Source organism: Kitasatospora sp. NPDC001175 (assembly GCF_053598215.1).
The window spans coordinates 1-24083 of sequence record NZ_JBSFJU010000052.1; the positions used below are offsets into that span (position 1 = coordinate 1).

Below are 24083 nucleotides of genomic sequence, written 5' to 3' on the forward strand. Positions count from 1 at the left end.
CACATCCAACCGTGAAGCAAGCGCTGGACGACATCCTGAAGGACTCCCAGGACGGCAAGATCGGCCCGACCGGTATCGGACACGGCAAGTGCGCGCCTAGGGGATCGGACCCACAACGTGCAAGCGTCAGTCCAGCATGACGGACTGAAGGATCGTCACCTGCTGGAATGCCTGGAGTGGCACGCCCTTCGGGTTGGTCATCACGACCGAGCCGAAGACGTCGCCGTTGACCAGCTCGGCCACCCGGCCGACCGGGTCCTTCCCGGCCGCCCGCTCCTTGGTCTGAAGCAGCTGGTTCGTGGTGTGCCCCTCCACGTCGATCGGCAGGCTGACGTGGAGCAGCGCCGGCACGTCCTTGAGGTCGTCCGTTCCGAGGTCGCGGGCGAAGGCGGCGGCCTCGGTGCGCGAACCGAAGGAGAGCAGCCAGATCTCGGTGCGGGTGCCGTCCGGCCCGGTCCACACGCGCCTGGCCGCGGCGCGACAGGCGTTCTCGTCGAGCATCGCGGTGAGCACGGCCGGGGACTTGTGACGGTTCGCGTAGTCCGCACAGCTCACCCGGGCGGCGCCCGCAACGGCGGTCGCGGACGGCGCGGCGGGCGTGGCGGCCGCGGTGGAGGATGCGGTGCTCGCGGAGGGGGACGTGCCGGCGGACGGCGCGGCGCTCGCGACCGCCGTTGCGGGCGCGGCCGGGGGACCGGCTTCGTCCGACGCTCCCTTGGGAGCGGGCAGCAGCAGTCCGCGCAGATCCGCGTAGTGGCGCCGGTTCGCCGGGTCGGCGCTCGGTACGGGCTTGCCGGACGGCAGCGGAGGCAGCGTCAGCGCCGGGAACGCGTACCGGCCGTCGTTCGTGGTCCGCAGACCGGGGATGTCGGTCCGGTCCTGCGCTGTGACCGCCACCGCCGTCGCGGTCCCCGAGAGCAGCAGGAGGAGGGCGGTGGCGCCCCAGCGCAGGGCGGTCGTGCGGCCCGCCTTCCGGGCGGCCTCGGCGGCGCTCGCCTCGGCGGAGACGGCCCAGGGGTTCACCGGATCCGGGGACACCGCGGCGGGCTCGGGTGCGGGCTTCGCGGGAGCGGGGGCGGGCGCAGGCGCAGCGGGCTCGACCGGCGCGTCGGGTCGGGTGCTCTCGGTCATGCGGATGCTCCTGGCAGGGCGAGCCGGTCGAGTTGCCGGCGGAGAAGGGTCACGACCTTGTCCTTGGGCAGCGGCGCCACGCCCTCCACCCTCGTCTCGACCCGGAGGTCGCCCACCGCCGCCGAGCAGATCAGCGCGTCGAGCTTCTCGCCCGGCGGCGCGGACGGCAGGTAGCAGTGCGCCTCCTGGTGTCCCGGCACCTGCGGCCCCTCGCGGAACAGCCCGGAGTCCGACGCCATCGCGCCCACGAAGGCGTTGTCCGCCTTCACCGCGTCCTGGTGGTACTGGAGCAGCCAGATGGTGACCACCAGGTCACCACCGGCGGCATCGGCGTAGCTGCGGACCCCGCCGCCCTTCAGCGGCACGTCCTGCCAGACCTTGCGCACGTCGTCCCGGAGCTTCTGCGGCAGGGCCTGGATCTGGTCGTCGACCCAGGCCTTGCGCTGGTCCTCCGTCAGTTCGGTGTCGTTGCCGTACGCCCCGGCGTCCGGGCCCAGCGTGTAGCCGGCGGGCACCGGCAGCAGCAGGTCGCGCATCGAACCGAAGTGCGTGCCGTTGGACTTGGCGCCGTAGGAGGACCCTGCCGGAGTGCTCGGCGCCGCGGTGGGCGCGGTGTCCCGGGCGGCGGTGTCGGGCTCCGGGTCGCGGTACCGGACCTTCAGTATGCCGACGCCGATCCCGACCCCGAGCAGTGCCGCCGCGACCACCGCCGCACCCGCGCGCAGTGCCGGGCCGGGCTTCGGCCTGGGCTTCGACTCGCCTGCCGGGGCCGGGTGCTGCTCGGTGACGGCCTCGTCCGTACCGGTCATGCCGGTGGTCTCGCTCATACCAGTCGCTTCCACTGCTGCTCGGCGATGTCCTTGAGCTCGTCGGCGGAGACCCGGCTCTGGGAGTAGATGCTGACCACCATCACGACGTTGCCACGCCGGGCGGTGGCGCTCCCGAAGTAGTAGGTGGTGGTGCTGTCGGCGAAGTGGTCCTGCTGGGTCCGCGCCAGATAGGTGCCGTGCACCGTGCCGTCCAGCGTGCCGTCGATGCCGGTGCCGCTGCCGGTGTCCCCCTGGGCCCAGTCGACCGCGGAGGAGACGTGGTCCTCGTCGAACTGGATCAGCTCGACCCGGTAGTTGTTGCCGCCCTTGGTCCAGGCGACCATCGCGTCCCGGCGGAAGCCGCCGTGGACCAGATTCCTGAACTGCCGGTCCGCGCCGCCGTACGAACCGGCCTTCGCTCCGACGCTGAGCCAGCCGGACCCGTCGCCGTGGCCGTAGTTGTCCCAGTCGTCCGCGCCGTCGGGCTTGCTGATCAGCAGCTTGCGCAGGTCACCGTCGATCGCGAGCGGCTTCGGCTCGGCCTCGGCGGCGGCCGTCGGGTCCAGCGGGGTGGCGGGGTAGCTCTCCACTGCGACGTGCAGCGACGGCAGCGGCGTCTCGGGACGGGCGGCCTGGATCGAGTAGCCGACGCCGGCGCCCAGCAGCGGACCCAGCAGCAGTGCGCCGGCCAGCAGCGTCACGGTACGGGGGCGGCGGCGCCCGGCGTCCGGACCGGCGTCCAAATTCACGGCGGGCTCGGGCTCGGGCAGACCGGACGAGACGACATCGCCGAACTCGGCTGCCCCTCCCGGCTCCTGGCCCTGGTGCCGCTCGGGAGACTCTTCGGTCTCGTGGGTGATCACGTTTTCTCCAGTGCGGCGGTTCGACCGCTGTGTCGGAAGGGAATCGAAGGCCGGTGTCGTGAGGCCGCGGCGGCTCAGCCGCCGTCGGACAGCCGCTCGCGCTGGCGCTTCATCACGTCCATCAGCTGCGACTTGTCCGGTGTGCCCTTCACGAAGACGGTGATCTCGTACTGGACGTCGCCGACGTAGCCCACCCCGACCAGCCTGCCGGTCCAGGCCTCCTGACGCGGCTTCATCAGGTACCCCTTGGCCGAGTCGTCGCCGTCGATGCCGAAGCCCTCGCCGTTCTTGAAGGTCTCCGCCTGCGCGAACTCCTGCGCCATGGCGCGGGACTTGAAGCGCAGCAGCCGGGTCTCGACCTCCTGCCTGCCGTCCGCGGAGCGGTACCGGCGGTAGGCGCCCTCGTCCTGGTAGCCGTACGAGTCCAGCACGGAGGGGATCTCGCCGGCGTTGCTGTACTGGGCGGCGATGTCCTTGACGCTCAGCCCGGTGCCGTCGGGGGAGCCGTAGGGCTCGGCGCCGTCCGGCATCGGCAGCAGGAAGTAGCGGAGGTCGCCGCCGTGCGTGTCGCCGTTCACGGTGCCGTGCAGGGTGCTGCTCGGGGTGGGGGTCGGCGCTGCGCTCGTGCTCGGGGCGGCGCCCGGGCTCCGGCCCGCGGCCGGGGCGGCGGTCGGGGTGGTGCCCGTGGCCGTGGCCGATGCTGCGGGACCGGCGGCCGAGGCGGCCGGGTGCGCCGTCGGCCTGCCCACGGCGACGGTGACCGCGGCACTGGTCGCGGTCACGGCGAGCAGACCGGCCGTCGCCAGCGCGATGCCCACGGCGCGCGGCAGCCCGCGCCCGGGCCCCGGTACGGCCTTGGGTGCGGGCGGGTCGGACGGCGCGCCGTCCGACGGTACGTGGTCAGGCGGCACGGTGTCGGACGGCGCTCTGCCAGGCGACGCGTTGTCGACCGGCGCGGTTTCGGGCGCGGACAAGGGATTCCCCCACTGTGAATGGATGACGCCGCGCGCGATCCCGGTCCGGGCCGCCCCCCGCCGGCTCCGCGCGGACCGGCCGCAACGCGTTCAGCAGGATTATGAGATCTCGTCAACCCCTTCAACAACACGATAGTTCCCGACAGTCGGCGCATTGGCCGATCAATCGGACACGTCGTGATCGAACCGCAACGGGCCCCGGCCGCGACGAGTCTGCCCTGCGGCGGATCCCGTGGACGGCACGGCGCCGGGGCGCCCGCTCGGGCACCCCGGCGCCGCCCGTCCGCGGCCGGGCTCAGCCCAGCTGCGAGAGGCCCTCGGTGGCGATCTCCTCGAAGACCGCGAGGTCGTTCTCGAAGATCGAGTCCGGCACCGGCCAGTGGATCACCAGCTCGGTGATGCCGAACTCGCGGTACGTCCCCGCCCAGTCGACGAAGGCGCCCACCGACTGCAGCGGCTTCTCCGCGGTCGACCCCTGCAGCAGCACCTTCTCCAGGGTCGCCATGTCCCGGCCCTGCGCCTCGCAGGCCGCCGTCAGCTTCTCCAGCTGCGCCTCGATGACGGCGGGCGCCTGCTCCGCCGGCATCGCCGCGGGCCCCTTCGGGTCGCCGTACGTGACCCAGCCCTGCCCGTGCTCGGCCGCCAGCCGCAGCCCGCGCGGACCGGTCGCCGCCACGTAGAACGGCACCCGCGGCCGCTGCACGCAGCCCGGGATGTTCCGCGCCTCCACCGCCGAGTAGAACCGGCCCTCGTGGGTCGTGGCGTCCTGCGTCAGCAGCTTGTCCAGCAGCGGCAGGAACTCCCCGAAGCGCTCCGCGCGCTCCTTGGGCGTCCAGGCCTCCTGGCCCATCGCGGTGGCGTCGAACCCGACCCCGCCGGCCCCGATCCCCACCGTCAGCCGCCCGCCGGAGACGTCGTCGACCGACATCAGCTCCTTCGCCAGCGTGACCGGGTGCCGGAAGTTCGGCGAGGTCACCAGCGTCCCGAGCCGGATCCGCTCGGTGGCCACCGCCGCCGCCGCCAGCGTCGGGATCGCCCCGAACCACGGCTCGTCCTGGAAGGACCGCCAACTCAGGTGGTCATACGTGTACGCGGCGTGAAACCCGAGCTCCTCGGCCCGCCGCCAGATCTTCTGCCCCTCGCCCCACCGGTGGATGGGGAGGATCACGGTACTCAGACGCATGCCCTCGACCCTACGGGAGCCGTGGTCACCTCTTCAGGAAGGCAAACCTCCGCCCTGTCCGCGGGGCCGTGCACCGGCTGCCCCGGGCCGGCCGGCAGTTCGGCCCCGCCCAGCCGGTCGAGGCCCTGCCAGGTCGCTTCGTCACGCATGCACAGCCGCCTAGCCGCGGTGGGTCAGGCGATCGCGCAGGGTGCCCACGCGTCGCGCAGGCGGAGCCAGCGGCCCCCGGCGTAGGGCGTCGGCGGCAGGGTCGTGGGGGCCGTGCGGCAGACAGGCCTGGGACCTCGGGGCCAGAGGTGGTAGGAGTACCGACGAGGTCGGTGATGATCGCGCAGAAGCGCCCGTCAACCTGCGCTTGGGTCAGCTCCGCAGGCGCACCGGTGGCGGATGATCACGGCAGCCGCGGCGGCTCCGGTGGGATCATCGCCATTGTTCAGAGCCTCCGTCAGCAGCACCGGGAGCCCACACTTGCCGTGGCCGTCCCCCGGAGCCTTCGCCGTATCGAGGATGGCCTGGACGTCGGGATCCAGCACCGGAGCCGCGCCCTTGCTGCTGGGGCTCGTCAGGATCTTTCCGTTGGGCAACTTGAGGCCCTTGGCCGTTCCCGGGGTCTTCCTGTTCGGCCGCACCTTGCTTCCCTTGACCGCTTACGCTCCGGCGGGTGAGGTTCGGGCAACCCGCGGCGACGTCACCTGCGTGACCGCTAACGTGGCGCCATGGGTGTTCTGGGTAGGGCCGAGCTTGAGGCAATGATCGATGAGGCCACTGTCGACGCCTACGGCGAGGACGAGCAGCTGACCGGCTTGTTCACCATGATCGAGGAGAACCTCGCGGTGCCGTTCAGCACGACGGTTCTCGGGGTCGAGGTGACCGTGCGCGGCATCGACCTCGCACAGGACGGCCGGATCGTCGCACTGTGCTCTCGCGGCCCCGCTCGACAGAAGATCGGGATCCTGGACCTGCCGATGCCGACACCTGCCCCGGAGGGCTCCGAGTGGATCGAGGCCTACCGACACTGGGCCGCCTGACGCCAAACAGCTCACACAACACCTCGGAACTGGCTTGTGAAGAAAGGCAGGACATGGCGATCGCCGCGCAGGACGCTAATCACGGCATCGACGAGCGCTCGCTCAGCGAACTGATCGAGCGCAGCGCCGAGTTGAAGGGCGAGCTGGTCGCCTTCGCGCAGAGCGCGCGCTTCGACCGGTGGCTGACTCCCCTCCTGCTGGAGGCCGCAGGCCCTGAGCGGCGGCTGGACGAGAGCGAGGCAATCCGGATCATCGACCACTTCATCCTGCGGTACCGTCTGCCGGACGGTGCGACCGTGGTGGACCGCTTCGTCGCCGGGCGGCGGGACTTGAGCGAAGGCGACCGGGAGATGCTGCTCGGCTGGCGTGACCCGGTCGAGGGCATCTTCGAGATCCGGCGCAAGGACGGGGATGGCGTCGTCCTGCTGAACCTGGTCGACGACATGGAGTACCGCACGTACTCGAACGTCGGACGGGGGGCCTTCCACAAGGCGTCCAAGGGAGGATTCCTTCTCGCCTGCCTGGTGCCCGTCCACTCGGCCGACGGCGCGTGGCTGATCTCCGGAGCGATGTCGTCCTACCCGAGGTCCAGCGCCACCGAGATCGCCCAGGCCGCGCTCCAATTGGCGACGAGCCACCCTGAACTGGTCTTCCGCAACCCCGAGAAGATGGAGCAGGGATGGGAACGGATGCGGGAGGACCGGGCCGCGTTCGTCGAGTTCTGCGGCGCCGACGAACTGGTCCTTCCCCCAGCCGAGACCGAGGACCGGCTCAACGCCTACTACCGGCACCGGCAGGAGGCCGCCGTCGCCGGGCACCCCGACCGTGCCCGAGGCAGGCGACTCCCGGGCCTCGACTTTCCGGCCTTCGAACTGCCACAAGAACTCGCGGACTCGGACACCATCGGCGTCATCTACGACGAGGTCGACGGACTCAACTTCTACGCGGACTACGGGCTGCTGCGAGACCTGTTCGCCAACCCGGACCTCCCGGGGCGCAGGCAGCACCAGGACCTGTTGCGCACATACCTGCGCGAGGAGTCGATCGCGCCACTACCGATCCGCCGACTGGCCGCCGCGTACCCGGAGACCGTCGACGCGGTGTTCCGAAAGCTGCTGCGGAAATCTGGATTCACCTGGAGCGAGGACGGCGAGGCCCTGCTGCGCCGACGCAAGCCCTGGTACTACGCGCAGGAGCCCCGACCCGGCGTTTCCGTGATCGGCGAGCGCCTCATCGAACTCGCCGCTGATAACCGAGGACGGAAGTTCGCCAGAGCACGGCGCGTGCCGCGCCAGCCCGATCACGCGTAAGAGCGCAGGGCCGCAGTCGAGGGCATGCTGACGCGCAAGGAACCGAAGCGAGTACCCGCGAGCCGGGAGCAGGCCGACCATCTCCTCCTCCGCCCTTCGCCCCACCAGTGGACGGGGAGGATCACGATACTCGGACGCATGCCACGACCCACGTCGCGAAAGGCCCTGAAGCCGAGACATACCGCAGTATGCTTTCCCCATGGGAGCTACCACCCGGATCACAGTAACCCTGCCCACCGAGCAGGTGGCCGAGCTGAAGAAGCTCACGGACAACGTCTCCGGCTACGTCGCCGAGGCGGTCGCGCGGCAGATCAGGCACCAGCTGCTCGCTGAAGACCTTCGCCGTTATCAGGCGGAACACGGCGAATTCACCGACGAGGAGCTGGCCGAGGCACACGCGGAGATCTTCGGGCCCGGAGGGGCCACGGACTCGGCGAGCGCTGCGTGACCGAGCGCTTCGAGACGGTCGTTCTCGACTCCCAGGGGTTGTCCGCCTGGATCGCACAGGATCGCCGACTACTCGTCAGGTTGCAGGTGTTCGTCGCCATGGGCGCCGAGTTCGCTGCCTGCGCCAACACGATCGTGGAAGTCGCGCACGCTCGCGTGAACGTGGCGCGACTGAACTGGGCGCTCTCCCGGATCAGGGTCGAGGCGGTCACCGAGAGTTCGGCCAAGGCGGCGGCGGAACTGCTCAAGCACGCCGGTCTGCACGGCCACAAGTGCGCGATCGACGCGACTGTCGCCGAAATGGCACTGCGCCAGCCGGGACCGGTGGCCATGCTCACCTCCGACGTCGACGACATGGCGAGACTCTGCGGAACCCGCGTCCGACTCATCCCGATCTGAACCTGGCGCCCGGACGCCCCTGTCGAGCGTTTCCGCAGCTCAGGATGCAATAGGTGAACGAGGCTTGACCGAGGTGACGAGGGCGCCGAGCCGGATCCGCTCGATGGCCTCGGATTCCCTCGATGGAAGTCGCCCCGGCCGCCCCGCTGCCGGCGACCGCACGGACCTGACCGGGCGTCAGGGGCGTCTCGGGGTGCGGTCAGGGCGATCACCGGTTCCGAGGGGGCGGGGCGGCGGGACAGGCTGTGAGCCGAGAGCCGCGGCAGGCGGTTCAGGAGACTGGGGAGCCAGTGGTGAACAAGCTTGTGCGACGCGTTTCGGCCCTTGGACTGGCGTGTGCGGCCGCGGTCGGGACCACTGCCGTGGTCGGCGGACAGGCGATGGCGAGCGAGCGGGTCGCGGCGCGGGTGGGGCAGCAGACGCTGGACACCGCGGCGCTGCAGGCGGCGATCCAGCCCCGGCCGGAGGAGGGGGCGGCGGGGGCCATCGCCCGGGTGGTCAAGGGCGGCCAGGTGTGGCAGGGGTCGTCCGGTGACACGGTGACCGGACGGAGTGTTCCGGCCGACGCGCACTTCCACATCGGCAGCATCTCCAAGACCTTCGAGACCGTGGTGGTCCTGCAGCTGGCGGCCGAGGGAAGGATCGACCTGGACCAGACCGTCCAGCACTACATGCCGGGACTGCTGCCGGACACCTTCCGGCAGCCCATCACCGTGCGCGAGCTGCTCAACATGACCAGCGGCCTGCCGGACGTCGACCAGGGGGCGCCGGACCAGTCGGCGGACTACCTGATCGCCCACCGGTACGACTACCGCACCTTCGACCAGGTCATCCAGGACACCCTGCGCCCGCTCGGCCGCCCGGCGCCGGGCCCGAACTTCGCGCCCGGCACCGCGCAGCAGTACAACTCGCTGGGCTTCCGGATCGCCGGGAAGCTGATCGAGCAGATCACCGGCAACTCGTTCAGGGACGAGGTCACCGAGCGGATCATCAAGCCGCTGCACCTCTCGCAGACCTCCGTGCCCGAGGACCGCACCCGGATGCCCCGCCCGTACCTGCACGGCTACCTGACCAGCGGCGACGGCAGGGCGGTCGATGTCAGCGAGCAGGGCGGCAATCCGTCCAACATGATCTCCACCCCGTCCGACCTGGACCACTTCATCACCGCGCTGTTCCAGGGCCGGCTGCTGCCCGCCGCCCAGCTGGACGAGATGTTCCGGCTGCCCGAGGGCAGCGACGGCAAGACGCTCAAGTACTTCGACAACTCCAACTGCACCGACGGCAAGGGCAATCCGGGTCCGGCCTGCTTCGGTGCCGGACTGATGGGCAACCCGCTGCCCGACGGCACCGTGCTCTGGGGCAAGACGGGCCACGACCTCGGCTACGCCAACGGCGTGTTCGCCACCCGCGACCTGTCGATGAAGGGCGTCTTCTCGGTCTCCACCACCGACCTGAACAACGGCCGTCCGACCGCACTCTCCAACCGGCTGCTGATGGCCGCCCTCAAGCCCGCCGGGCACTGACGCCCCCCCGGAGGCGCTCTCGAACTGTCAGTCAGATGCAGCTGCGTGGACGGGATGCGAGAGCCGGGTGAGCAGTGGCGGGCTGCGTGAGCAGGTGTCGGCACGGATCGATAGCCTGTCTCGCCGTCAGCGCGGCCCGACGCCGCGTCACAACCATGGGGGAAACCTATCCGATGTCCTCTCGCAGACTGCTTGCCGCCGCCGTGCTCACCGTCGCCGCTCTCGGGCTGGTCGGGTGCGATCCCAACGACCCGAAGGGCGGCTCCTCGGCGGCCCCTGCGGCACCGTCCGCCACGGCTTCCGGCGCTGCCTCCGGTACGGCGAAGCCGGCGCCCGCCGGCAAGTCCTCGAGCGCTCCCGACGGGGACCCCGGGGAGAACTGCACCCCGGCCAAGCTCCCGGCGGGCCACAAGATCGTCCAACCGGTGCAGCAGCCCAAGCAGAACACCATGCCCGCCAAGGCGACCAAGTTCGCCTGCGACCCCAACGACGGCCACTGGGAGGCGGTCGGCAGCCCGGAGAGGTTCGTCTTCGCGCCGCACGCCAAGGCCGAGCTCGCCGCCGGATCGGTCGGCTACAAGTCGGTCGCGGTCGGCGAGCTCTGGAACCACATCGGTGACTGCCTGGACGGCGGCCAGAACGTGAAGCCCCCGCTGACCTGCTCCGCCTTCCCGGTCTACGACATCACTCAGAACTCCTCCGGGGAGATCACCGAGATCAAGGAGCTCTGGCACTCCTGACCGGCCTCGCCCCGCCCGTCCCGGTACGCCGGGTGGGCCCTGGCACCGGCGCCGGGAGGCCCCGGGCCCCGGGCGCCGGGCGCCGGGCACCGGGCGGGGCCGCCGCCCGAGCCGGCCGGAGGCGGCACCGGGCGGGTGCGCGAAGATGGAGCGGTGACCACCAACCCCGTGCGCCCCCGCCTGATCGCGACCGACCTCGACGGCACCCTGCTCTGCCCGAGCGGGACCGTCTCCGAACGGACGGCCGCCGCGCTGGCGGCGGCCGAGGAGGCAGGCCTGCAGGTGGTGTTCGTGACCGGGCGGCCGCCGCGCTGGATGCAGCAGATCAGCCCGCACATCGGCGGTCACGGGGTGGCGATCTGCTCCAACGGCGGAGCGGTCTTCGACGTCCGGCAGGGCGAGATGGTGGAGGTCTTCCCGCTTGGCCCGGCGGACGCGCTGGCCGTGATCACGGCGCTGCGGGAGGCGCTGCCGGGTACCGCCTTCGCCTTCGAGCACCTGGACGGGTTCGCCCGCGAACCCGAGTACGAGCTCAGGATGTGGGGTGACGACGACGTCCGGCCGGCCGCCCCGGCCGAGGAGCTGCTGGCTCCGCAGGGTCGGGTGCGCGGACTCTACAAGGTGCTCGCCCAGCACTCCGACCTCGATCCGGACGCCTTCCTGGCAGAGGCCCGCCGGGTCGCCGGACACCTCGCCGAGATCACCCGCTCCGCGCCGGTCGCCCTGCTGGAGATCAGCGCGCTCGGGGTCACCAAGGCCAGCACGCTGGCCAGTTGGTGCCGTGAACAGGGGATCGACCGCTCCGAGGTGGTGGCCTTCGGCGACATGCCGAACGACCTGGAGATGCTGGCCTGGGCCGGTACCTCGTACGCCGTCGCCAACGCCCACCCCGAGGTGCTGGCTGCGGTCGCGCAGCACACCGTCAGCAACGAGCACGACGGCGTGGCGGTGGCGATCGAGGAACTGCTCGAACGGGGCTGACCCCGCGCGGCCGGGCGGCACGCTCCGGCCCGGTCGTCAGAGCCTGGCCGACCAGCGGACCCGGGTGCCCTTGCCGTGGGGACCGGGCTCGTGCCAGGCGGCGCCGTCGAGGTTCTCGGCGCGCCTGGTGAGGTTCTTCAGCCCGCTGCGCCGGCCGCCGTGCGGTATGCCGACCCCGTCGTCGGTGACGGTGAGCAGCACGCCCGGCCGACCGGCCAGGTCCAACGACCCGGGGGCGCCGGAGACCGGGTGGCCGTCGGCGTCGAGGTGGACGGTGGCGTCGATCTCGGCGCCGACCCGGGAGGCGCGGGCGTGGCGAGCCGCGTTGGAGAGCATCTCCCTCAGCGCGGCCAGGAGTTGGCGACCGGTCTGCTCGCCGACCAGGCTCTCCACGGGGCCGGTGAAGGTCACCGAGGGCTTGAAGCCGAGGGCGGCAGCCGCCTGGCCGGCCTCGCGCAGCACGCGGGTGCGCAGGTTGTCCGGTTCGTCGCCGCTCTCGTCGTGCTGGAGGGCGTAGATGGTGGTGCGGACCTCCTGGATGGTGGCGTCGAGCTCGTCCACCGCCTTTCCGATGCCCGTCCTGACCTCGGGGACGACGGCGCGCCGGGCCGCGCCCTCCAGCATCATGCCGGTGGCGAACAGCCGTTGGATCACCAGGTCGTGGAGGTCCCGGGCGATCCGGTCGCGGTCCTGGAAGACGGCCAGCCGCTGCTGGTCGCGCTGGCCCTCGGCCAGTCGCAGGGCGAGCGCTGACTGCGAGGCGAAGGTCTGGGCGAGCTGCTTCTCGGTCTCGGTGAACGGGGGCGCGTCAACGCTGCGCCAGACGCAGAGCCCGCCGAGGACCCGTCCGGCGGCGATCATCGGGACGGCCATCGAGGCACCGAAGTTGCGGGCGAGCCGGATCTCCACGTCGGGGTCGGTGGACATGTCGTCCAGGTAGACGCCCGAACCGGCCATCAGCCGGGAGGCGAAGCTGCCCTGAGGGAGCAGCTCGCCCCGGACGAACTCGGCCGCCTCGCCGGAGGCGTGGGCCACCCGCATCTGGCCGTCGCCGGTGGGCAGCAGGATCATGCCCAGTGCGCCGTCGGCCAGTTCGCGGACCTGCTCGGCGGCGACGGTGAGGGCGACCTCGGCCTCGTCGGTGGAGAGCAGCGCGGTGGAGACGGCGGCGGCGCCGGCGATCCAGCGCTCGCGGCGGCGGCCCTCCTCGTAGAGGCGGGCGTTCTCGATGGCGACCCCGGCCGCGGCGGCGAGCGCGTTCAGCACCTGGGCGTCCTCTGGGGTGAAGACGCCGCTGCCGCTGCGCTTCTCGGTCAGGTAGAGGTTGCCGAACACCTCGCCCCTGACCCGGATCGGCTCGCCGAGGAAGGAGGTCATCGGCGGGTGGTGCGGCGGGAAGCCCACGGAGCGCGGGTCGGTGGCGAGGTCGGCCAGCCGCAGTGGTTCGGGGCGTTCGATCAGGGCGCCCAGGATGCCGCGTCCGGTGGGGAGTTGGCCGATCTCGTCGGCGGTCTCGTCGTCGATGCCGATGTGGATGAAGTCGGAGAGCCCGTCGCCGTGCGGGGAGATCACACCGAGGGCCGCGTACTTGGCGTCGACCAGTTCGGCCGCGGCGGCGGCGATCCGGTGCAGCGTGGCGTGCAGGTCGAGCCCGGCGCCGACCGAGACCACGGCCTCCAGCAGCCGCTGCATCCGCTCGGTGACGGCGGCGGCGGACTGGAGGCGCTCGGCGACCTCGGTGACCAGGGTGTCCAGGCCGAGCGAGGCGATCTCGGGCACCCGGTGCGGGGGCTGGCCGGCGGCTGGCTGCGCGGTGAGGTCCGGTGCGGAGTACACCGGAGCGGGGCGCCCGGGAACAGGACGCTCCGGCACGGAGCGGCCCGGCCGTGGCCGGTCCTCTCGGGCGGGGTCCGGTCTGCTCTCCATGCCTGTGAGCCTAGTTCGTTCAGGTTTGACCCGATGATTCAGGCGGCGGCGAGCAGCGTGTCGGCCCGCTCCTCCCGCCGGCGGAGCGCGCCGAGGCGGCTGTCCGGATCCGCGGTGAGTTCCGACCAGCGGCCGCGCTCCACGATCCGGCCGTGCTCCAGGACGATCACCTCGTCCACCGTGTTGTCGTCCAGCCCGGCCAGCCGGTGGGTGATCAGCAGGGTGGTACGGCCCGCGGTGGCGGCCAGCAGGTCGGCGGTGAGGACGTCGGCGGTGGGCAGGTCCAGGTGCTCGGCGGGCTCGTCCAGGATCAGAACGGGGAAGTCGGCGAGCAGCGCGCGGGCGAGTGCCAGGCGCCGGCGCTGGCCGCCGGAGAGCCGGGCGCCGTGCTCGCCGACCATGGTGTCCAGGCCGTCGGGCAGGCCGTCCACCCAGTCGAGCAGGCGGGCGGCGGCGAGCGCGGCCCGCAGTTGCTCCTCGGTGCAGTCCGGCCGGGCGAGGCGCAGGTTCTCGCGCAGCGAGCTGTCGAAGACGTGCGCGTCCTGGGCGCAGAGGCCGATGACGCGGCGGACGTCGTCCGAGTCGAGCATCCGGGTGTCCACAGGCTGTGGACGGCCGCCGAGGGTGACGGACCCCGCGCGCTGGTCCACGAAGCGCAGCAGCACCTGGGCGAGGGTGGTCTTGCCGGAGCCGGACGGGCCGACCACGGCGATCCGACGGCCCGGGGTGAGGTCGAGGTCGACGTCGCGCAGCGCGTCCTCGGCCTGTCCCGGCCAACGGGCGGTCAGGCCGCGGACGGCGATCGGGAACGGGTCGGCGGGCGGGGCAGCCGGTGCTACGGGTTCGGCGACCGGCGGCTCGGCCGCGAGCACCTCGGCGAGCCTGGCCCGTGCGGCCCGGCTGCGCTCGCGGAACTGCACGGCGGTGGACATGCCCGCGACGGCCTCGAAGGCGGCCAGCGGAGTGAGCACCACCACCGCCAAGCACACGCCCGGGAGCGTGCCGCCGCTGACCGCGTGCACTCCGGCGGCCGCGCTCGCGGTCACGGTCAGCCCGGTGACCAGGGCGATCAGCCCGGCCGACACCCCGCCGGCGGCGGCCGAGCGGGCGGCGAGGGCGGTCAGGCGGCGGTCGGCGGCGCGGGTGGCGTCGAGCCGGGCGGGCAGCGCCCCGGCGACGGCCAGCTCGGCGGTACCGGTCAGGGTGTCGACCACCATGGCCGCCAACTCGCCACGGGCGGGCGCCTGTTGGCGCTCGGCACGACCGGAGATCCGGGCGGCGAGGGCGGGTACGACGGCCCCCGCGAGCAGCAGGCCGAGCGCCAGCAGGGCGCCCGCGAGTGGGAGGAAGGCGGCCAGGGCGGCGGCGGAGCCGAGCGAAACCAGCAGTGCGACGGCGGCGGGCAGGCGCCAGCGCAGGTGGTGGTCCTGGACCGCGTCCACGTCACGGACCAGGCGGGAGAGCAGGTCGCCGCGGCGGAAGGCGGGCAGGGCGGCCGGGGCGAGCTGTTCGAGCCGCCGGTAGACGGCGGTCCGGACGCCCCCGAGGGCGCGCAGGACGGCGTCGTGGGAGACCAGGCGCTCGGCGTAGCGGAAGGCGCTGCGGCCGATGCCGAAGGCCCGTACTGAGGTGACGGCCATCATCAGGTAGAGCACCGGGGGCATCTCGGAGGCGTAGGAGATCAGCCAGCCGGAGGTGGCCATCAGGGCCACGGCGCAGCCCAGCGCGAGGGCGCCCAGCAGGACGGCGGGCGCCAGGCGGGGCTCGGCCGCCGCCTCGGGGAGTCCGGGGACTGCGTCTTCGCCCTCGGCGTCGCGGGGAACCGCGTGGGGCACCCGCGCCACGGGAAGCACGGGCGCCGCCCCGCCGGGGTCGCGGGGTGCGTCCTGCTCGATCTCGGGCCGCCCCTCGGATGCCTGGGCGGCCTGTACGGCCGCCACGGGTTCGGGGGCGGTGAGGTGGTAGTGGTGGTCGGCGACGGCGAGCAGGGCCGGACGGTGGGCGACCAGCAGGACGGTGCGGCCGGCCAGGGCGCGGACGGCCTCGACGACGGCGGCCTCGCTCGCCCCGTCCAGGTTGGCGGTGGGTTCGTCCAGCAGGACCAGCGGGCGGTCGGTGAGCAGCGCGCGGGCGAGCGCGATGCGCTGGCGCTGGCCGGCCGAGAGGCCGGCGCCGCCCTCGCCGAGCACGGTGTCCAGGGCGGCGAAGTCGGTGGCGTGGGCGGCCGCGAGCGCGGCCCTGACCTGGTCGTCGGTGGCGTCGGGGCGGGCGAGCTTGACGTTCTCGGCGATCGTCCCGGCGAACAGGTGGGGATGCTGCGGCACCCAGGCGATCCGGCTGCGCCAGCTCGCCGGGTCGAGGTCGGCGAGGTCCTGGCCGTCGACCAGCACCCGGCCCGAGTCCGGCCGGGTGAAGCCGAGCAGGACGGACAGCAGGGTGCTCTTGCCCGAGCCGCTCGGGCCGGTGAGCGCGGTCGTGCGACCCGGCCGGATGGTGAGCGAGAGCCCGGACAGCGCGGGCGCCGTCCGGCCCGGGTGGGTGAGGCCGACCCCCTCGACCGAGATCACCGCACCGGCCGGCGTGGGGGCCGGACGGGTGCCCGAGGCGGGCAATGGGGTCTCCAGCACCTCGAAGATCTGGTCGGCGGCGGCGAGCCCCTCGACGCTGGCGTGGTAGAGCGCGCCGACCTGCCGGATCGGGAAGTACACCTCGGGCGCCAGGATCAGCACCAGCAGCCCGGTCTCCAGGCCGAGGCTGCCGTCGACCAGCCGGAAGCCGATCGAGACGGCGACCAGGGCGACCGAGAGGGTGGAGAGCAGCTCCAGGGCGAATGAGGAGATGAAGGCGATCCGCAGGGTCCGCATGGTGGCCCGGCGGTACTCGTCGGTGATCCTGGCGATGGTGCGGGCCTGCGCCTTGGCCCGGTTGAAGACCTTGAGCGTGGGGAGGCCCGCGACCACGTCCAGGAAGTGGTGCGAGAGCCGGGAGAGCGAGGCCCACTGCCGGTCCATCCGGGACTGGGTGGCCCAGCCGATCAGCACCATGAAGAGCGGGATCAGCGGCAGCGTGCCCGCGATGATCGCGGCGGAGGTCCAGTCGGCGCCGAGGATCCGGGCCAGCACCACCACCGGGACCACCACGGCGAGGGCCAGCTGCGGCAGGTAGCGGGCGAAGTAGTCGTCCAGGGCGTCGACGCCCCGGGTGGCCAGCGCGGCGAGTTCCCCCGTCCGCCGGCCCGACAGGTAGGCGGGACCGAGGGCGGTGGTGTGGTCGAGCAACCGCCGCCGCAGGGTGGACTTCACCGTGGCGACCGAGCGGTGTGCGGTCAGCTCGGTCAGCCAGGCGACCGCCGCCCGGCCGGCCGCGGTGGCGGCCAGCCCGAGCAGCGGAGCGGCGAGGTGGTAGGAGTGCCGTTGGAAGGCCCGGACCACGATCTCGGCGATCAGCGAGGCCTGGGCCACCACCAGCACTGCGCCGAGGGCGCCGAGCACCACCGACCCGGCGAGGAAGGCGCGGGTGGTGCGGGCGTACCGCAGGAGCCGGGGGTCCACAGGCTTCACGGTCGGCTCCTTCGGTGCGTACGCGGGCGGGTCAGTGGTCGGCGGTGTGGACCGCCGGAAGGTGCTGGACGCCGATCCGCTTGCGGAACACCCAGTACGTCCAGCCCTGGTAGAGCAGCACCAGGGGGGTGAAGACCGCTGCGATGACGGTCATCAGCTTGAGCGTGTAGGGCGAGGAGGCGGCGTTCTCCACCGTCAGCGACCAACTGCTGTTCAGCGTCGAGGGCATGACGTCCGGGAAGAGCGACAGGAAGAGCATAGCCACCGCCGCCACCACGGTCAGCCCGGAGAAGGTGAACGCCCAGCCCTCGCGGCCCAGTTGGTTGGCCGCCAACGCGGCGGCCAGCGCCAGCACCGCGACGAGCAGCGCGGCCAGGCTCCAGCCGGTGCCCTGGTGGGCCTGGGTCCAGGCCAGGAAGCCCGCCGCCGCCACGGCGGTGGCCAGCCCGAGCCAGCGCGCCGCGGCGCGCGCCCGGTCGCGGATCTCGCCGACCGTCTTGAGCGAGGCGAACACCGCGCCGTGGAAGGTGAACAGCGCCAGGGTGACCAGGCCGCCGAGCAGCGCATAGGGGTTCAGCAGGTCGAGGACGCCACCGACGTAGTTCTTGTGCTCGTCGATCGCCACGCCGTGGACGATGTTGGCGAAGGCCACGCCCCACAGGAAGGCGGGCAGCAGGGAGGTCCAGAAGACGGCGTGCTCCCAGTTGCGCTGCCAGCGCTCCTCGGTGCGCTTGGCCCGGTACTCGAAGGCCACGCCCCGGACGATCAGGCAGACCAGGATCGCCAGCAGCGGCAGGTAGAAGCCGCTGAACAGGGTGGCGTACCAGTCGGGGAAGGCGGCGAAGGTGGCGCCGCCGGCGGTGAGCAGCCAGACCTCGTTGCCGTCCCAGACCGGGCCGATGGTGTTGATCAGGACCCGGCGTTCGGCGGTGTTCCTGGCGAGCAGCTTGGTGAGCACGCCGATGCCGAAGTCGAAGCCTTCGAGGAAGAAGTAGCCGATCCACAGGACCGCGATGAGGACGAACCAGACGTCGTGGAGTTGCATGTCACTGTCCCTCGGTGAACGGGGTCTCAGTAGGCGAAGGCGAGGGGCTTTTCGGCGTCCTCTGCCGAGGACGGACCACGGAGCGTCGGGTCCTTGGCGGGCGGCTGCTCCGAGGTGACCGGTCCGGCCGAGGCGTACTTGGCGAGAAGCCGCACCTCGATCACCGCGAGGATCGCGTACAGCAGCGTGAAGGTGGCCAGCGCACCGACCTGGGTGGCGGCGTTGACATTGGGCGAGACGGCGTCGGCGGTGGTCATCAGGCCGAAGACGGCCCAGGGCTGGCGGCCCATCTCGGTGAAGACCCAGCCGAAGCTGTTGGCGATCAGCGGGAAGCCCATGGTCCAGATGCCGATCCGCCAGCTCCACTTGGTGAGGAACGGGCCCATCTCCCGGGTCCTGGTGAGCATCAGCCGGGGCGCCTCGTCATCCTCGGTGCGGAACTCGGGGGCGAGGAGGAATCTTCTCCTGGTGGTCCAGAGCCCGATCAGGCCGGCCACGAAGGAGGTCATCCCGAAACCGATCATGAGGCGGAAGCCCCAGTACGTCACGAAGACGTTCGGGATGTAGCCGGCGGGCTTGCCGCCGTACTTGGCCGCCTCGGCTTCGGCGGTGTTGTTGATGCCGGGGACGGCCGAACTGAAGTCGCTCTTGGCCAGGAAGGAGAGCGCCGCCGGCACCTCCAGCTCCACCGAGTTGTGGCCCTTGGTGACGTCGCCGACCGCGAAGACCGAGAACGGTGCGGGCGACTGGGTGTCCCAGAGCGCCTCGGCGGCGGCCATCTTCATCGGCTGCTGCTCGAACATCACCTTTGCCAGGGTGTCACCGCTGATCGCGGTGCCGAGGCCGGCCACCACGGCCATCGCCAGGCCGACCCGCAGCGACGTCCGCATGGTGGCGACCTTCTTGCGCTGGTCCGCGGTGACCTCTCCGGCCGCGGCGGCGCGCCTGGCCCGGACCAGGTGGTACGAGGCGATGCCGACCATGAAGGCGGCGCCGGTCAGGAAGGCGGCGGTGAGGGTGTGGAAGACCACGACCAGGGTGGTGTCCTGGAACAGCACCTTGGTGATGTCGGTCAGCCGCGCCTTGCCGGTGGCCTTGTCGACGGCGTAGCCGACCGGGTGCTGCATCCAGGAGTTGGCGGCCAGGATGAAGTACGCGGAGAGCACGGTGCCGATCGACACCATCCAGATGCAGGCGCAGTGGATCTTCTTCGGCAGCTTGTCCCAACCGAAGATCCACAGGCCGATGAAGGTGGACTCGAAGAAGAAGGCGATCAGCGCCTCCATCGCGAGCGGGGCGCCGAAGACATCGCCGACGAAGCGTGAGTAGTCGGACCAGTTCATCCCGAACTGGAACTCCTGCACGATCCCGGTCACCACGCCCATGGCGATGTTGATCAGGAAGAGCTTGCCCCAGAACTTGGTGGCGTGGAAGTACTTCTCCTTGCCGGTCCGTACCCAGGCGGTCTCCAGGCCGGCCACGGTGGCGGCGAGGCTGATCGTCAACGGCACGAACAGGAAGTGGTAGACGGTGGTGACACCGAACTGCCATCTCGCGATGGTCTCGTGAGCGACTGCTAGCTCCACGGCGCCCTCTCTCTGGTCGTTCCCCGCGCTTCGGACGAGCCGCGCCTTCGGCATGAGAGCGATCAGCACGGACTTGTCCGCTTGTGAACGTGAACACGTTCACAAGGGCAGTATCTCCCATGCTTACGACAGCGCGGACAGTGGGGGGTGGGTCTCGGATGGTCGAACGGACCATCCGACGCGGCCATGGCCTGCGACAAGAAACGGACGGCAGGACAACGGCGGGCTTCTTCGCCGCTCGGGAGCTTGACGGCACGACTGCGCGGCGACCCTCCAGGCAAGGGCCGGACGGGCACTCCTCACGGGCCGGCGGGCCTCCCCCGGGCCGCCGGCCCGCCCTGGAACGCCTGCCCGGAAGACCCTGTCCCGAAGGCATGCCCGAAAGACCCCGCCGCAGGAGGGGCCGATCACCCCGGCGGCAGGGACGCCCCCTTGCTCAGTGGCTCTGCGCGGGGATGTGGACGCGGAAGGCGGCGCCCCGGCCCGGGGCGGTGGAGAGGGTGAGGGTGCCGTCGTGGGCGTGGACCAGGGCGGTGGCGATGGCCAGGCCGAGGCCGGCGCCACCGCCCTCGTGGCGGCTGCGGGAGGCGTCGACGCGGTAGAAGCGCTCGAAGACCTGGGCGGCCTGCTCCTCGGTCAGACCGGGGCCCGAGTCGGCGACTTCCAGCAGGCAGCGGCCGTCCCCCGTGGTGCCGACCCCGATCCGGACTGCGGTGCCCGAGGGGGTGTGCTTGACCGCGTTGCCGACCAGGTTGGTCACCACCTGCCGCAGCCGGGCCTCGTCGCCGAGCACCGGAGCGGGCTGCGGGGCGCCGCTGCCGTCGGGCCCGGTGAGGGAGACCGGGCGGCCGGGGTCGAGCGCGGTCAGGTCGTGCAGGGCGTCGGCGGCCAGCGTGCGCAGGTCCATCGGGGCCAGGTCGAGCGGGCGCTCCTCGTCGAGCCGGGCGAGCGTGAGCAGGTCCTCGACCAGCCCGCTCATCCGGACGGCCTCGCTCTCGATCCGGTCCATCGCCCGGTCCACGTCGGGCAGCGCGCCCATCCGGTACAGCTCCGCGAAGCCCCGGATGCCCGCGAGCGGGGTGCGCAGCTCGTGCGAGGCGTCGGCGACGAAGCGGCGCATCTTCGCCTCGGACTCGGCGCGGGCGGCGAACGCGGCCTCGATCTGGGTGAGCATCCCGTTGAGGGTCGCGGAGAGCCGTCCCACCTCTGTGCCGGGCGGGAGTTCGGGCATCCGGTGCGAGAGCCGTCCGGCGGCGATCAGCTCGGCGTCCTGCTCGATCCTGGCGAGCGGGCGCAGCCCGGCCCGTACCGCGATCGCGCCGAGCGCGGCGATCAGCACCAGGACGGCGCCGCCGATGGCCCAGAAGGACGCGCGCAGCTTGGCCACCGTGGCGTCCACGTCGTCCATCGAGACCGCGGCAAGCAGGTAGGAGGGGGCGGCGAACGGGTTGCCGCCGGTGTGCAGCAACGGGAGCACGACCACCCGCCAGCGCCCCTGACCGGTCTGGTCAGGGAGGTCGAATCCGGTCAACTCTCCTGCATGCTGATGCAGTTGACTATACGTCAGCTTCCCGAGATCGGGTGCCGGATCGGTATCGGCGATCGGCTGCCGCATGGTCTGCTGGACCGTGCCGTCGGCGGACAGGTACTGCACCACGTACTGGCTGGGCAGGAACTGCCCGGCCCGGCGCAGGTTCGGGCTCGGGTTGTTCTGGCGGTTGCCGCCGAAACCGCGGTGCGACAGCGGTTCGGCGAACCGGAGCAGCTGCTGGTCGGCCCGGTCGGCGAGCTGAACGCGGACGGTCCCGAGGACGACGGTATCGCTCACCACCAGTCCGGTGGCCACCAGCAGCACCGCGAGCACCAGCAGCCGTGCCCGCAGCGACAGCCGGGCGAACCGGGACAACCGGGCGGACCTGGCCAGACGGGCGAGCCAGGACAGCGCGGCGAACCGGGGCGGGCGGGTGAGCCGGGGCGGCCTCGGCAGTCCGAGGAACTTTCCGGGCAGGCGGAGGCGGCGCACGGGTTCAGTGCTGGGGCGGGCGGCGCAGGGCGTAACCGATGCCGCGCACGGTGTGGATCAGCTTGGGACCGTGCGCGGGCCCGGAGTCGAGCTTGCGGCGCAGGTAGGAGATGTACGACTCGACGATGGAGAGGTCGCCGCCGAAGTCGTACGCCCAGACGTGGTCGAGGATCTGGGCCTTGGAGACCACCCGGCCGACGTTGGCCATCAGGTAGTGCAGCAGCTTGAACTCGGTCGGCGAGAGCGAGATCGTCCGCTCGCCGCGGGTGACCTCGTGGGCGACCGGGTCGAGGGTGAGGTCGCCGACCACCAGCCGGCCGTCCTCCGTGGGGCCGCCGGCCCGGCGCAGGATGGCCCGGATCCGGGCGATCAGCTCCTCCAAGCTGAACGGCTTGGTGACGTAGTCGTCGGCGCCGGCCGCGAGCCCCTGTACCTTGTCGCCGGTGCCGTCCTTGGCGGTGAGGAAGAGCACTGGGACGTGCTCGGCGGCCTGCGGCCACTGGGCCTGCTGGCGCAGCCGCTCGACCACGGTGAAGCCGTCCAGGTCGGGCAGCATCACGTCGAGCACCACCAGGTCGGGCCGCTCGGCGGCGACGGCCTGCAGCGCCTCCTCGCCGCTCGCGGCGGAGGCCACCCGGAAACCGGAGAAGCGCAGGCTCGCGGAGAGCAGCTCACGGATGTTCGGCTCGTCGTCCACCACCAGCAGGAACGGTTCGCCGCCTGAGCCAGCCTGACGTGCGGGTACGCCCGCTGTGGCGGTACCGCTGGCTGTCGAAACTGTCCCTTGCACTGCTGTTCCGCCTCCCGGTCGGATGATGCATCCTCGTTGGACGATAGCCCGGGGAGGCTACGCGTGGTTGATGAGGACGGGATTAGACGTGCATCGACCAGGTAACGCCCACGGGCGCGGGGCCTTCCTCGGCCGACCGCGTGCGCGACCGGCGCGCCACGGCGGACGAGGCTCCCCCGCGCCCCATTGAAGTATCAGGCAGCCGCGACCGAGGTGACGGCCGCGGCCGTGGTGGCGGCCGCGCGGGCGTGGGCGCGCTTGCCGTAGGCGATGCTCCAGACGATCAGGGCGGCCGTGGCTCCGTAGGAGAGCACGGAGTTCACGGCGACCATCGCGCCGCTGCTCAGGACGTACGAGAGGACGATCCGCAGTGCTGCCTCGGCGATCGAGCCCAGGCCCCAGACCAGGGTCATCGTGCGCTGGACCTTGCGGAAGCCTTCGTAGGCCCACAGGCCGTTCCAGTGGTCGATCGACTCGCGGGAGCCGTCGGTGGCGAACTTGCGGCCGAAGTAGAACATCAGCGGACGCGGAGCGGCCAGCGTGGCCAGGCAGACCAGGCCGAAGAGACCGGTGATCGCCGAGTCCTTGACCAGGAGCAGCCGGGCCGAGTGCGGACCGACGAGGGTGACCGCCAGGGTGAGCGCGACGATGATCAGGCTGAAGATGCCGAACTCGTCGATCTTGCGCTGCCAGGCGATGCTGATCAGCATGCCCAGGATCGGCCAGGCCGCCGAGGCCAGCAGCGCGGTGTACTCCGGATACCCGTGCGATTTGAGCTGACTTTCGGTCAGGATCGGCGCGACGATGTTGAAGATGATGGTGAACACCCAGCCGAGCGCGGCCGCGCCGCCTCGCCTGGCCGGAGTCTGGTCCGACACGATTCCCCCGATGATCATTTGATTTTGCCGGACCGGACAGTAGTGGATCCCGTGTTCGCTCCACCAGCCCCTGGCCCGGCTCCACCGCCCATGGGCCGGGCCCGGCCGATGGGGGATCTGCCGGGCCCGGTTCGTCCGACGACTGCGGGGTTCAGCCGTTGGACGAGTTGGATGGGTTGGACGGGTTGGACGGGTTGGACGGGTTGGACGGGTTGGACGGGTTACGGGCTCCGCCGAAGCCCCCGCCACCGAAACCGCCACCACCGAAGCCGCCGGGGCCACCGGATCCCTCTGTGAGCTGGGTGGCCGCGTAGCCGCCGGAGGAGTCGGGGGTGCCGATCACGGTCACGCTCTGGCCGGGCTGGAGGTCGGAAACCTTGCCCTCCTTGTTGAGCTGGACCTTGGTGCTGTCGCCGGTGGTCACCTTGACGGTGTTGCCGTTCGCATCGGTGAGGTAGACGGTGCCGCCGTCCACGGCCTTGACCGTGCCCCGGGTGAAGCCCGCCCCGCCCTGGCCGCCCTGGCCACCGCCGCGGCGGCCGCCACCGCCCTGGCCGCCACCGCCCTGGCCAGTGCCGAAGCCCTGGCCGCGCTGGCCGGCGGCGCGCTGGGTGGTGTTGCTCTTCCCGTTGCCCTGCTCGTACCAGACACCGCCGGCGAAGGAGAACACCGCGATGGCCGCGCCGGCCAGGGCCAGGGTGACCCAGGGCAGCTTGCGGCGCGGCGGCGCGGCCAGTTCGGCGGTGACGTCGCGGGCGTCCGGCGGGGTGGCCAGCAGCTCGACGTGCGTGGCGGGGTCGGCCGGCGCTGCGGGCTTCGCCGACGGCTCGTGTTCGGAGGTCATGTGGCCTTCTTCTGCTCGTCTCAGGGGTCTGCTCGTGGGGGGG

At 71.9% G+C, this 24083-nt stretch carries 20 protein-coding genes; 7 read left to right on the forward strand and 13 right to left on the reverse strand.

The window, feature by feature from the left end; all coding sequences use genetic code 11:
- Positions 1-126 precede the first annotated feature (126 nt).
- From ACWDAK_RS29335 to ACWDAK_RS29355, 5 genes are all read right to left on the reverse strand, one after another.
- The gene (locus ACWDAK_RS29335; RefSeq protein WP_344637388.1) at positions 127-1131 is read right to left on the reverse strand and encodes a hypothetical protein; all 1005 of its coding nucleotides are present in this window, start codon (positions 1129-1131) and stop codon (positions 127-129) included.
- Positions 1128-1958, reverse strand: coding sequence for a hypothetical protein (locus ACWDAK_RS29340; RefSeq protein WP_344637389.1), 831 nt, complete (start codon positions 1956-1958; stop codon positions 1128-1130). The genes ACWDAK_RS29335 and ACWDAK_RS29340 overlap by 4 nt, the downstream gene beginning before the upstream one ends.
- Positions 1955-2803: a hypothetical protein gene (locus ACWDAK_RS29345; protein WP_344637390.1), complete on the reverse strand. Its 849-nt coding sequence runs from the start codon at positions 2801-2803 to the stop codon at positions 1955-1957. The genes ACWDAK_RS29340 and ACWDAK_RS29345 overlap by 4 nt, the downstream gene beginning before the upstream one ends.
- 74 nt (positions 2804-2877) lie before the next feature.
- Positions 2878-3777, reverse strand: coding sequence for a hypothetical protein (locus ACWDAK_RS29350; protein WP_344637391.1), 900 nt, complete (start codon positions 3775-3777; stop codon positions 2878-2880).
- Positions 3778-4072: 295 nt separating this feature from the next.
- Positions 4073-4960: an LLM class flavin-dependent oxidoreductase gene (locus ACWDAK_RS29355; protein ID WP_427395558.1), complete on the reverse strand. Its 888-nt coding sequence runs from the start codon at positions 4958-4960 to the stop codon at positions 4073-4075.
- 749 nt (positions 4961-5709) lie between these two features.
- Here ACWDAK_RS29355 and ACWDAK_RS29360 point away from each other — a divergent pair.
- The 7 genes from ACWDAK_RS29360 to ACWDAK_RS29390 all read left to right on the forward strand — a co-directional run bounded on the left by ACWDAK_RS29360 (position 5710) and on the right by ACWDAK_RS29390 (position 11388).
- Entirely contained in the window at positions 5710-5988 is a 279-nt protein-coding gene (locus tag ACWDAK_RS29360) for a hypothetical protein (RefSeq protein ID WP_344637393.1), read from the forward strand.
- Positions 5989-6041: 53 nt separating this feature from the next.
- The gene (locus ACWDAK_RS29365) at positions 6042-7298 is read left to right on the forward strand and encodes a hypothetical protein (RefSeq protein WP_344637394.1); all 1257 of its coding nucleotides are present in this window, start codon (positions 6042-6044) and stop codon (positions 7296-7298) included.
- A gap of 199 nt (positions 7299-7497) precedes the next feature.
- On the forward strand, positions 7498-7746 hold the full coding sequence (locus ACWDAK_RS29370) for a type II toxin-antitoxin system CcdA family antitoxin (protein WP_344637395.1): 249 nt from the start codon (positions 7498-7500) through the stop codon (positions 7744-7746).
- On the forward strand, positions 7743-8144 hold the full coding sequence (locus ACWDAK_RS29375) for a DNA-binding protein (RefSeq protein WP_344637396.1): 402 nt from the start codon (positions 7743-7745) through the stop codon (positions 8142-8144). The genes ACWDAK_RS29370 and ACWDAK_RS29375 overlap by 4 nt, the downstream gene beginning before the upstream one ends.
- Before the next feature lie 293 nt (positions 8145-8437).
- On the forward strand, positions 8438-9667 hold the full coding sequence (locus ACWDAK_RS29380) for a serine hydrolase domain-containing protein (protein WP_427395557.1): 1230 nt from the start codon (positions 8438-8440) through the stop codon (positions 9665-9667).
- 173 nt (positions 9668-9840) lie between these two features.
- Positions 9841-10407 (forward strand): hypothetical protein, encoded by a 567-nt coding sequence (locus ACWDAK_RS29385; RefSeq protein ID WP_427395556.1) that lies wholly within the window; start codon positions 9841-9843, stop codon positions 10405-10407.
- A gap of 153 nt (positions 10408-10560) precedes the next feature.
- On the forward strand, positions 10561-11388 hold the full coding sequence (locus ACWDAK_RS29390; RefSeq protein ID WP_427395555.1) for an HAD family hydrolase: 828 nt from the start codon (positions 10561-10563) through the stop codon (positions 11386-11388).
- 36 nt (positions 11389-11424) lie between these two features.
- Here the strand turns inward: ACWDAK_RS29390 and ACWDAK_RS29395 are convergent, their stop codons facing one another.
- From ACWDAK_RS29395 to ACWDAK_RS29430, 8 genes are all read right to left on the reverse strand, one after another.
- Positions 11425-13314 carry a GAF domain-containing sensor histidine kinase gene (locus ACWDAK_RS29395; RefSeq protein ID WP_344637400.1) on the reverse strand — a complete coding sequence of 630 codons (1890 nt, stop codon included), beginning with the start codon at positions 13312-13314 and terminating at the stop codon, positions 11425-11427.
- Positions 13315-13352: 38 nt separating this feature from the next.
- Entirely contained in the window at positions 13353-16874 is a 3522-nt protein-coding gene (gene cydD / locus ACWDAK_RS29400) for a thiol reductant ABC exporter subunit CydD (protein ID WP_427395554.1), read from the reverse strand.
- Positions 16875-16905: 31 nt separating this feature from the next.
- Positions 16906-17919, reverse strand: a complete 1014-nt coding sequence (gene cydB / locus ACWDAK_RS29405) for a cytochrome d ubiquinol oxidase subunit II (protein ID WP_427395553.1) — start codon at positions 17917-17919, stop codon at positions 16906-16908.
- A 26-nt stretch (positions 17920-17945) separates the two neighbouring features.
- Complete coding sequence (locus tag ACWDAK_RS29410; RefSeq protein ID WP_344637403.1) at positions 17946-19505, reverse strand: cytochrome ubiquinol oxidase subunit I; 1560 nt, start codon at positions 19503-19505, stop codon at positions 17946-17948.
- Between the two features lie 436 nt (positions 19506-19941).
- Positions 19942-21528, reverse strand: coding sequence for a sensor histidine kinase (locus tag ACWDAK_RS29415; protein ID WP_344637404.1), 1587 nt, complete (start codon positions 21526-21528; stop codon positions 19942-19944).
- 4 nt (positions 21529-21532) lie between these two features.
- Positions 21533-22225: a response regulator transcription factor gene (locus ACWDAK_RS29420; RefSeq protein ID WP_425557649.1), complete on the reverse strand. Its 693-nt coding sequence runs from the start codon at positions 22223-22225 to the stop codon at positions 21533-21535.
- Between the two features lie 287 nt (positions 22226-22512).
- Positions 22513-23196 carry a VC0807 family protein gene (locus ACWDAK_RS29425; protein ID WP_427395552.1) on the reverse strand — a complete coding sequence of 228 codons (684 nt, stop codon included), beginning with the start codon at positions 23194-23196 and terminating at the stop codon, positions 22513-22515.
- Between the two features lie 151 nt (positions 23197-23347).
- Positions 23348-24040: a single stranded DNA-binding domain-containing protein gene (locus tag ACWDAK_RS29430; RefSeq protein ID WP_427395551.1), complete on the reverse strand. Its 693-nt coding sequence runs from the start codon at positions 24038-24040 to the stop codon at positions 23348-23350.
- Between the last annotated feature and the right edge of the window lie 43 nt (positions 24041-24083).

Bases quoted from the DNA above. Each gene is read 5' to 3' on its own strand.
- ACWDAK_RS29335 (WP_344637388.1), bottom strand. From the start codon at position 1,131: ATGACCGAGAGCACCCGACCCGACGCGCCGGTCGAGCCCGCTGCGCCT.
- ACWDAK_RS29340 (WP_344637389.1), bottom strand. From the start codon at position 1,958: ATGAGCGAGACCACCGGCATGACCGGTACGGACGAGGCCGTCACCGAG.
- ACWDAK_RS29355 (WP_427395558.1), bottom strand. From the start codon at position 4,960: ATGCGTCTGAGTACCGTGATCCTCCCCATCCACCGGTGGGGCGAGGGG.
- ACWDAK_RS29360 (WP_344637393.1), top strand. From the start codon at position 5,710: ATGATCGATGAGGCCACTGTCGACGCCTACGGCGAGGACGAGCAGCTG.
- ACWDAK_RS29365 (WP_344637394.1), top strand. From the start codon at position 6,042: ATGGCGATCGCCGCGCAGGACGCTAATCACGGCATCGACGAGCGCTCG.
- ACWDAK_RS29370 (WP_344637395.1), top strand. From the start codon at position 7,498: ATGGGAGCTACCACCCGGATCACAGTAACCCTGCCCACCGAGCAGGTG.
- ACWDAK_RS29385 (WP_427395556.1), top strand. From the start codon at position 9,841: ATGTCCTCTCGCAGACTGCTTGCCGCCGCCGTGCTCACCGTCGCCGCT.
- ACWDAK_RS29395 (WP_344637400.1), bottom strand. From the start codon at position 13,314: ATGGAGAGCAGACCGGACCCCGCCCGAGAGGACCGGCCACGGCCGGGC.
- cydB (WP_427395553.1), bottom strand. From the start codon at position 17,919: ATGCAACTCCACGACGTCTGGTTCGTCCTCATCGCGGTCCTGTGGATC.
- ACWDAK_RS29430 (WP_427395551.1), bottom strand. From the start codon at position 24,040: ATGACCTCCGAACACGAGCCGTCGGCGAAGCCCGCAGCGCCGGCCGAC.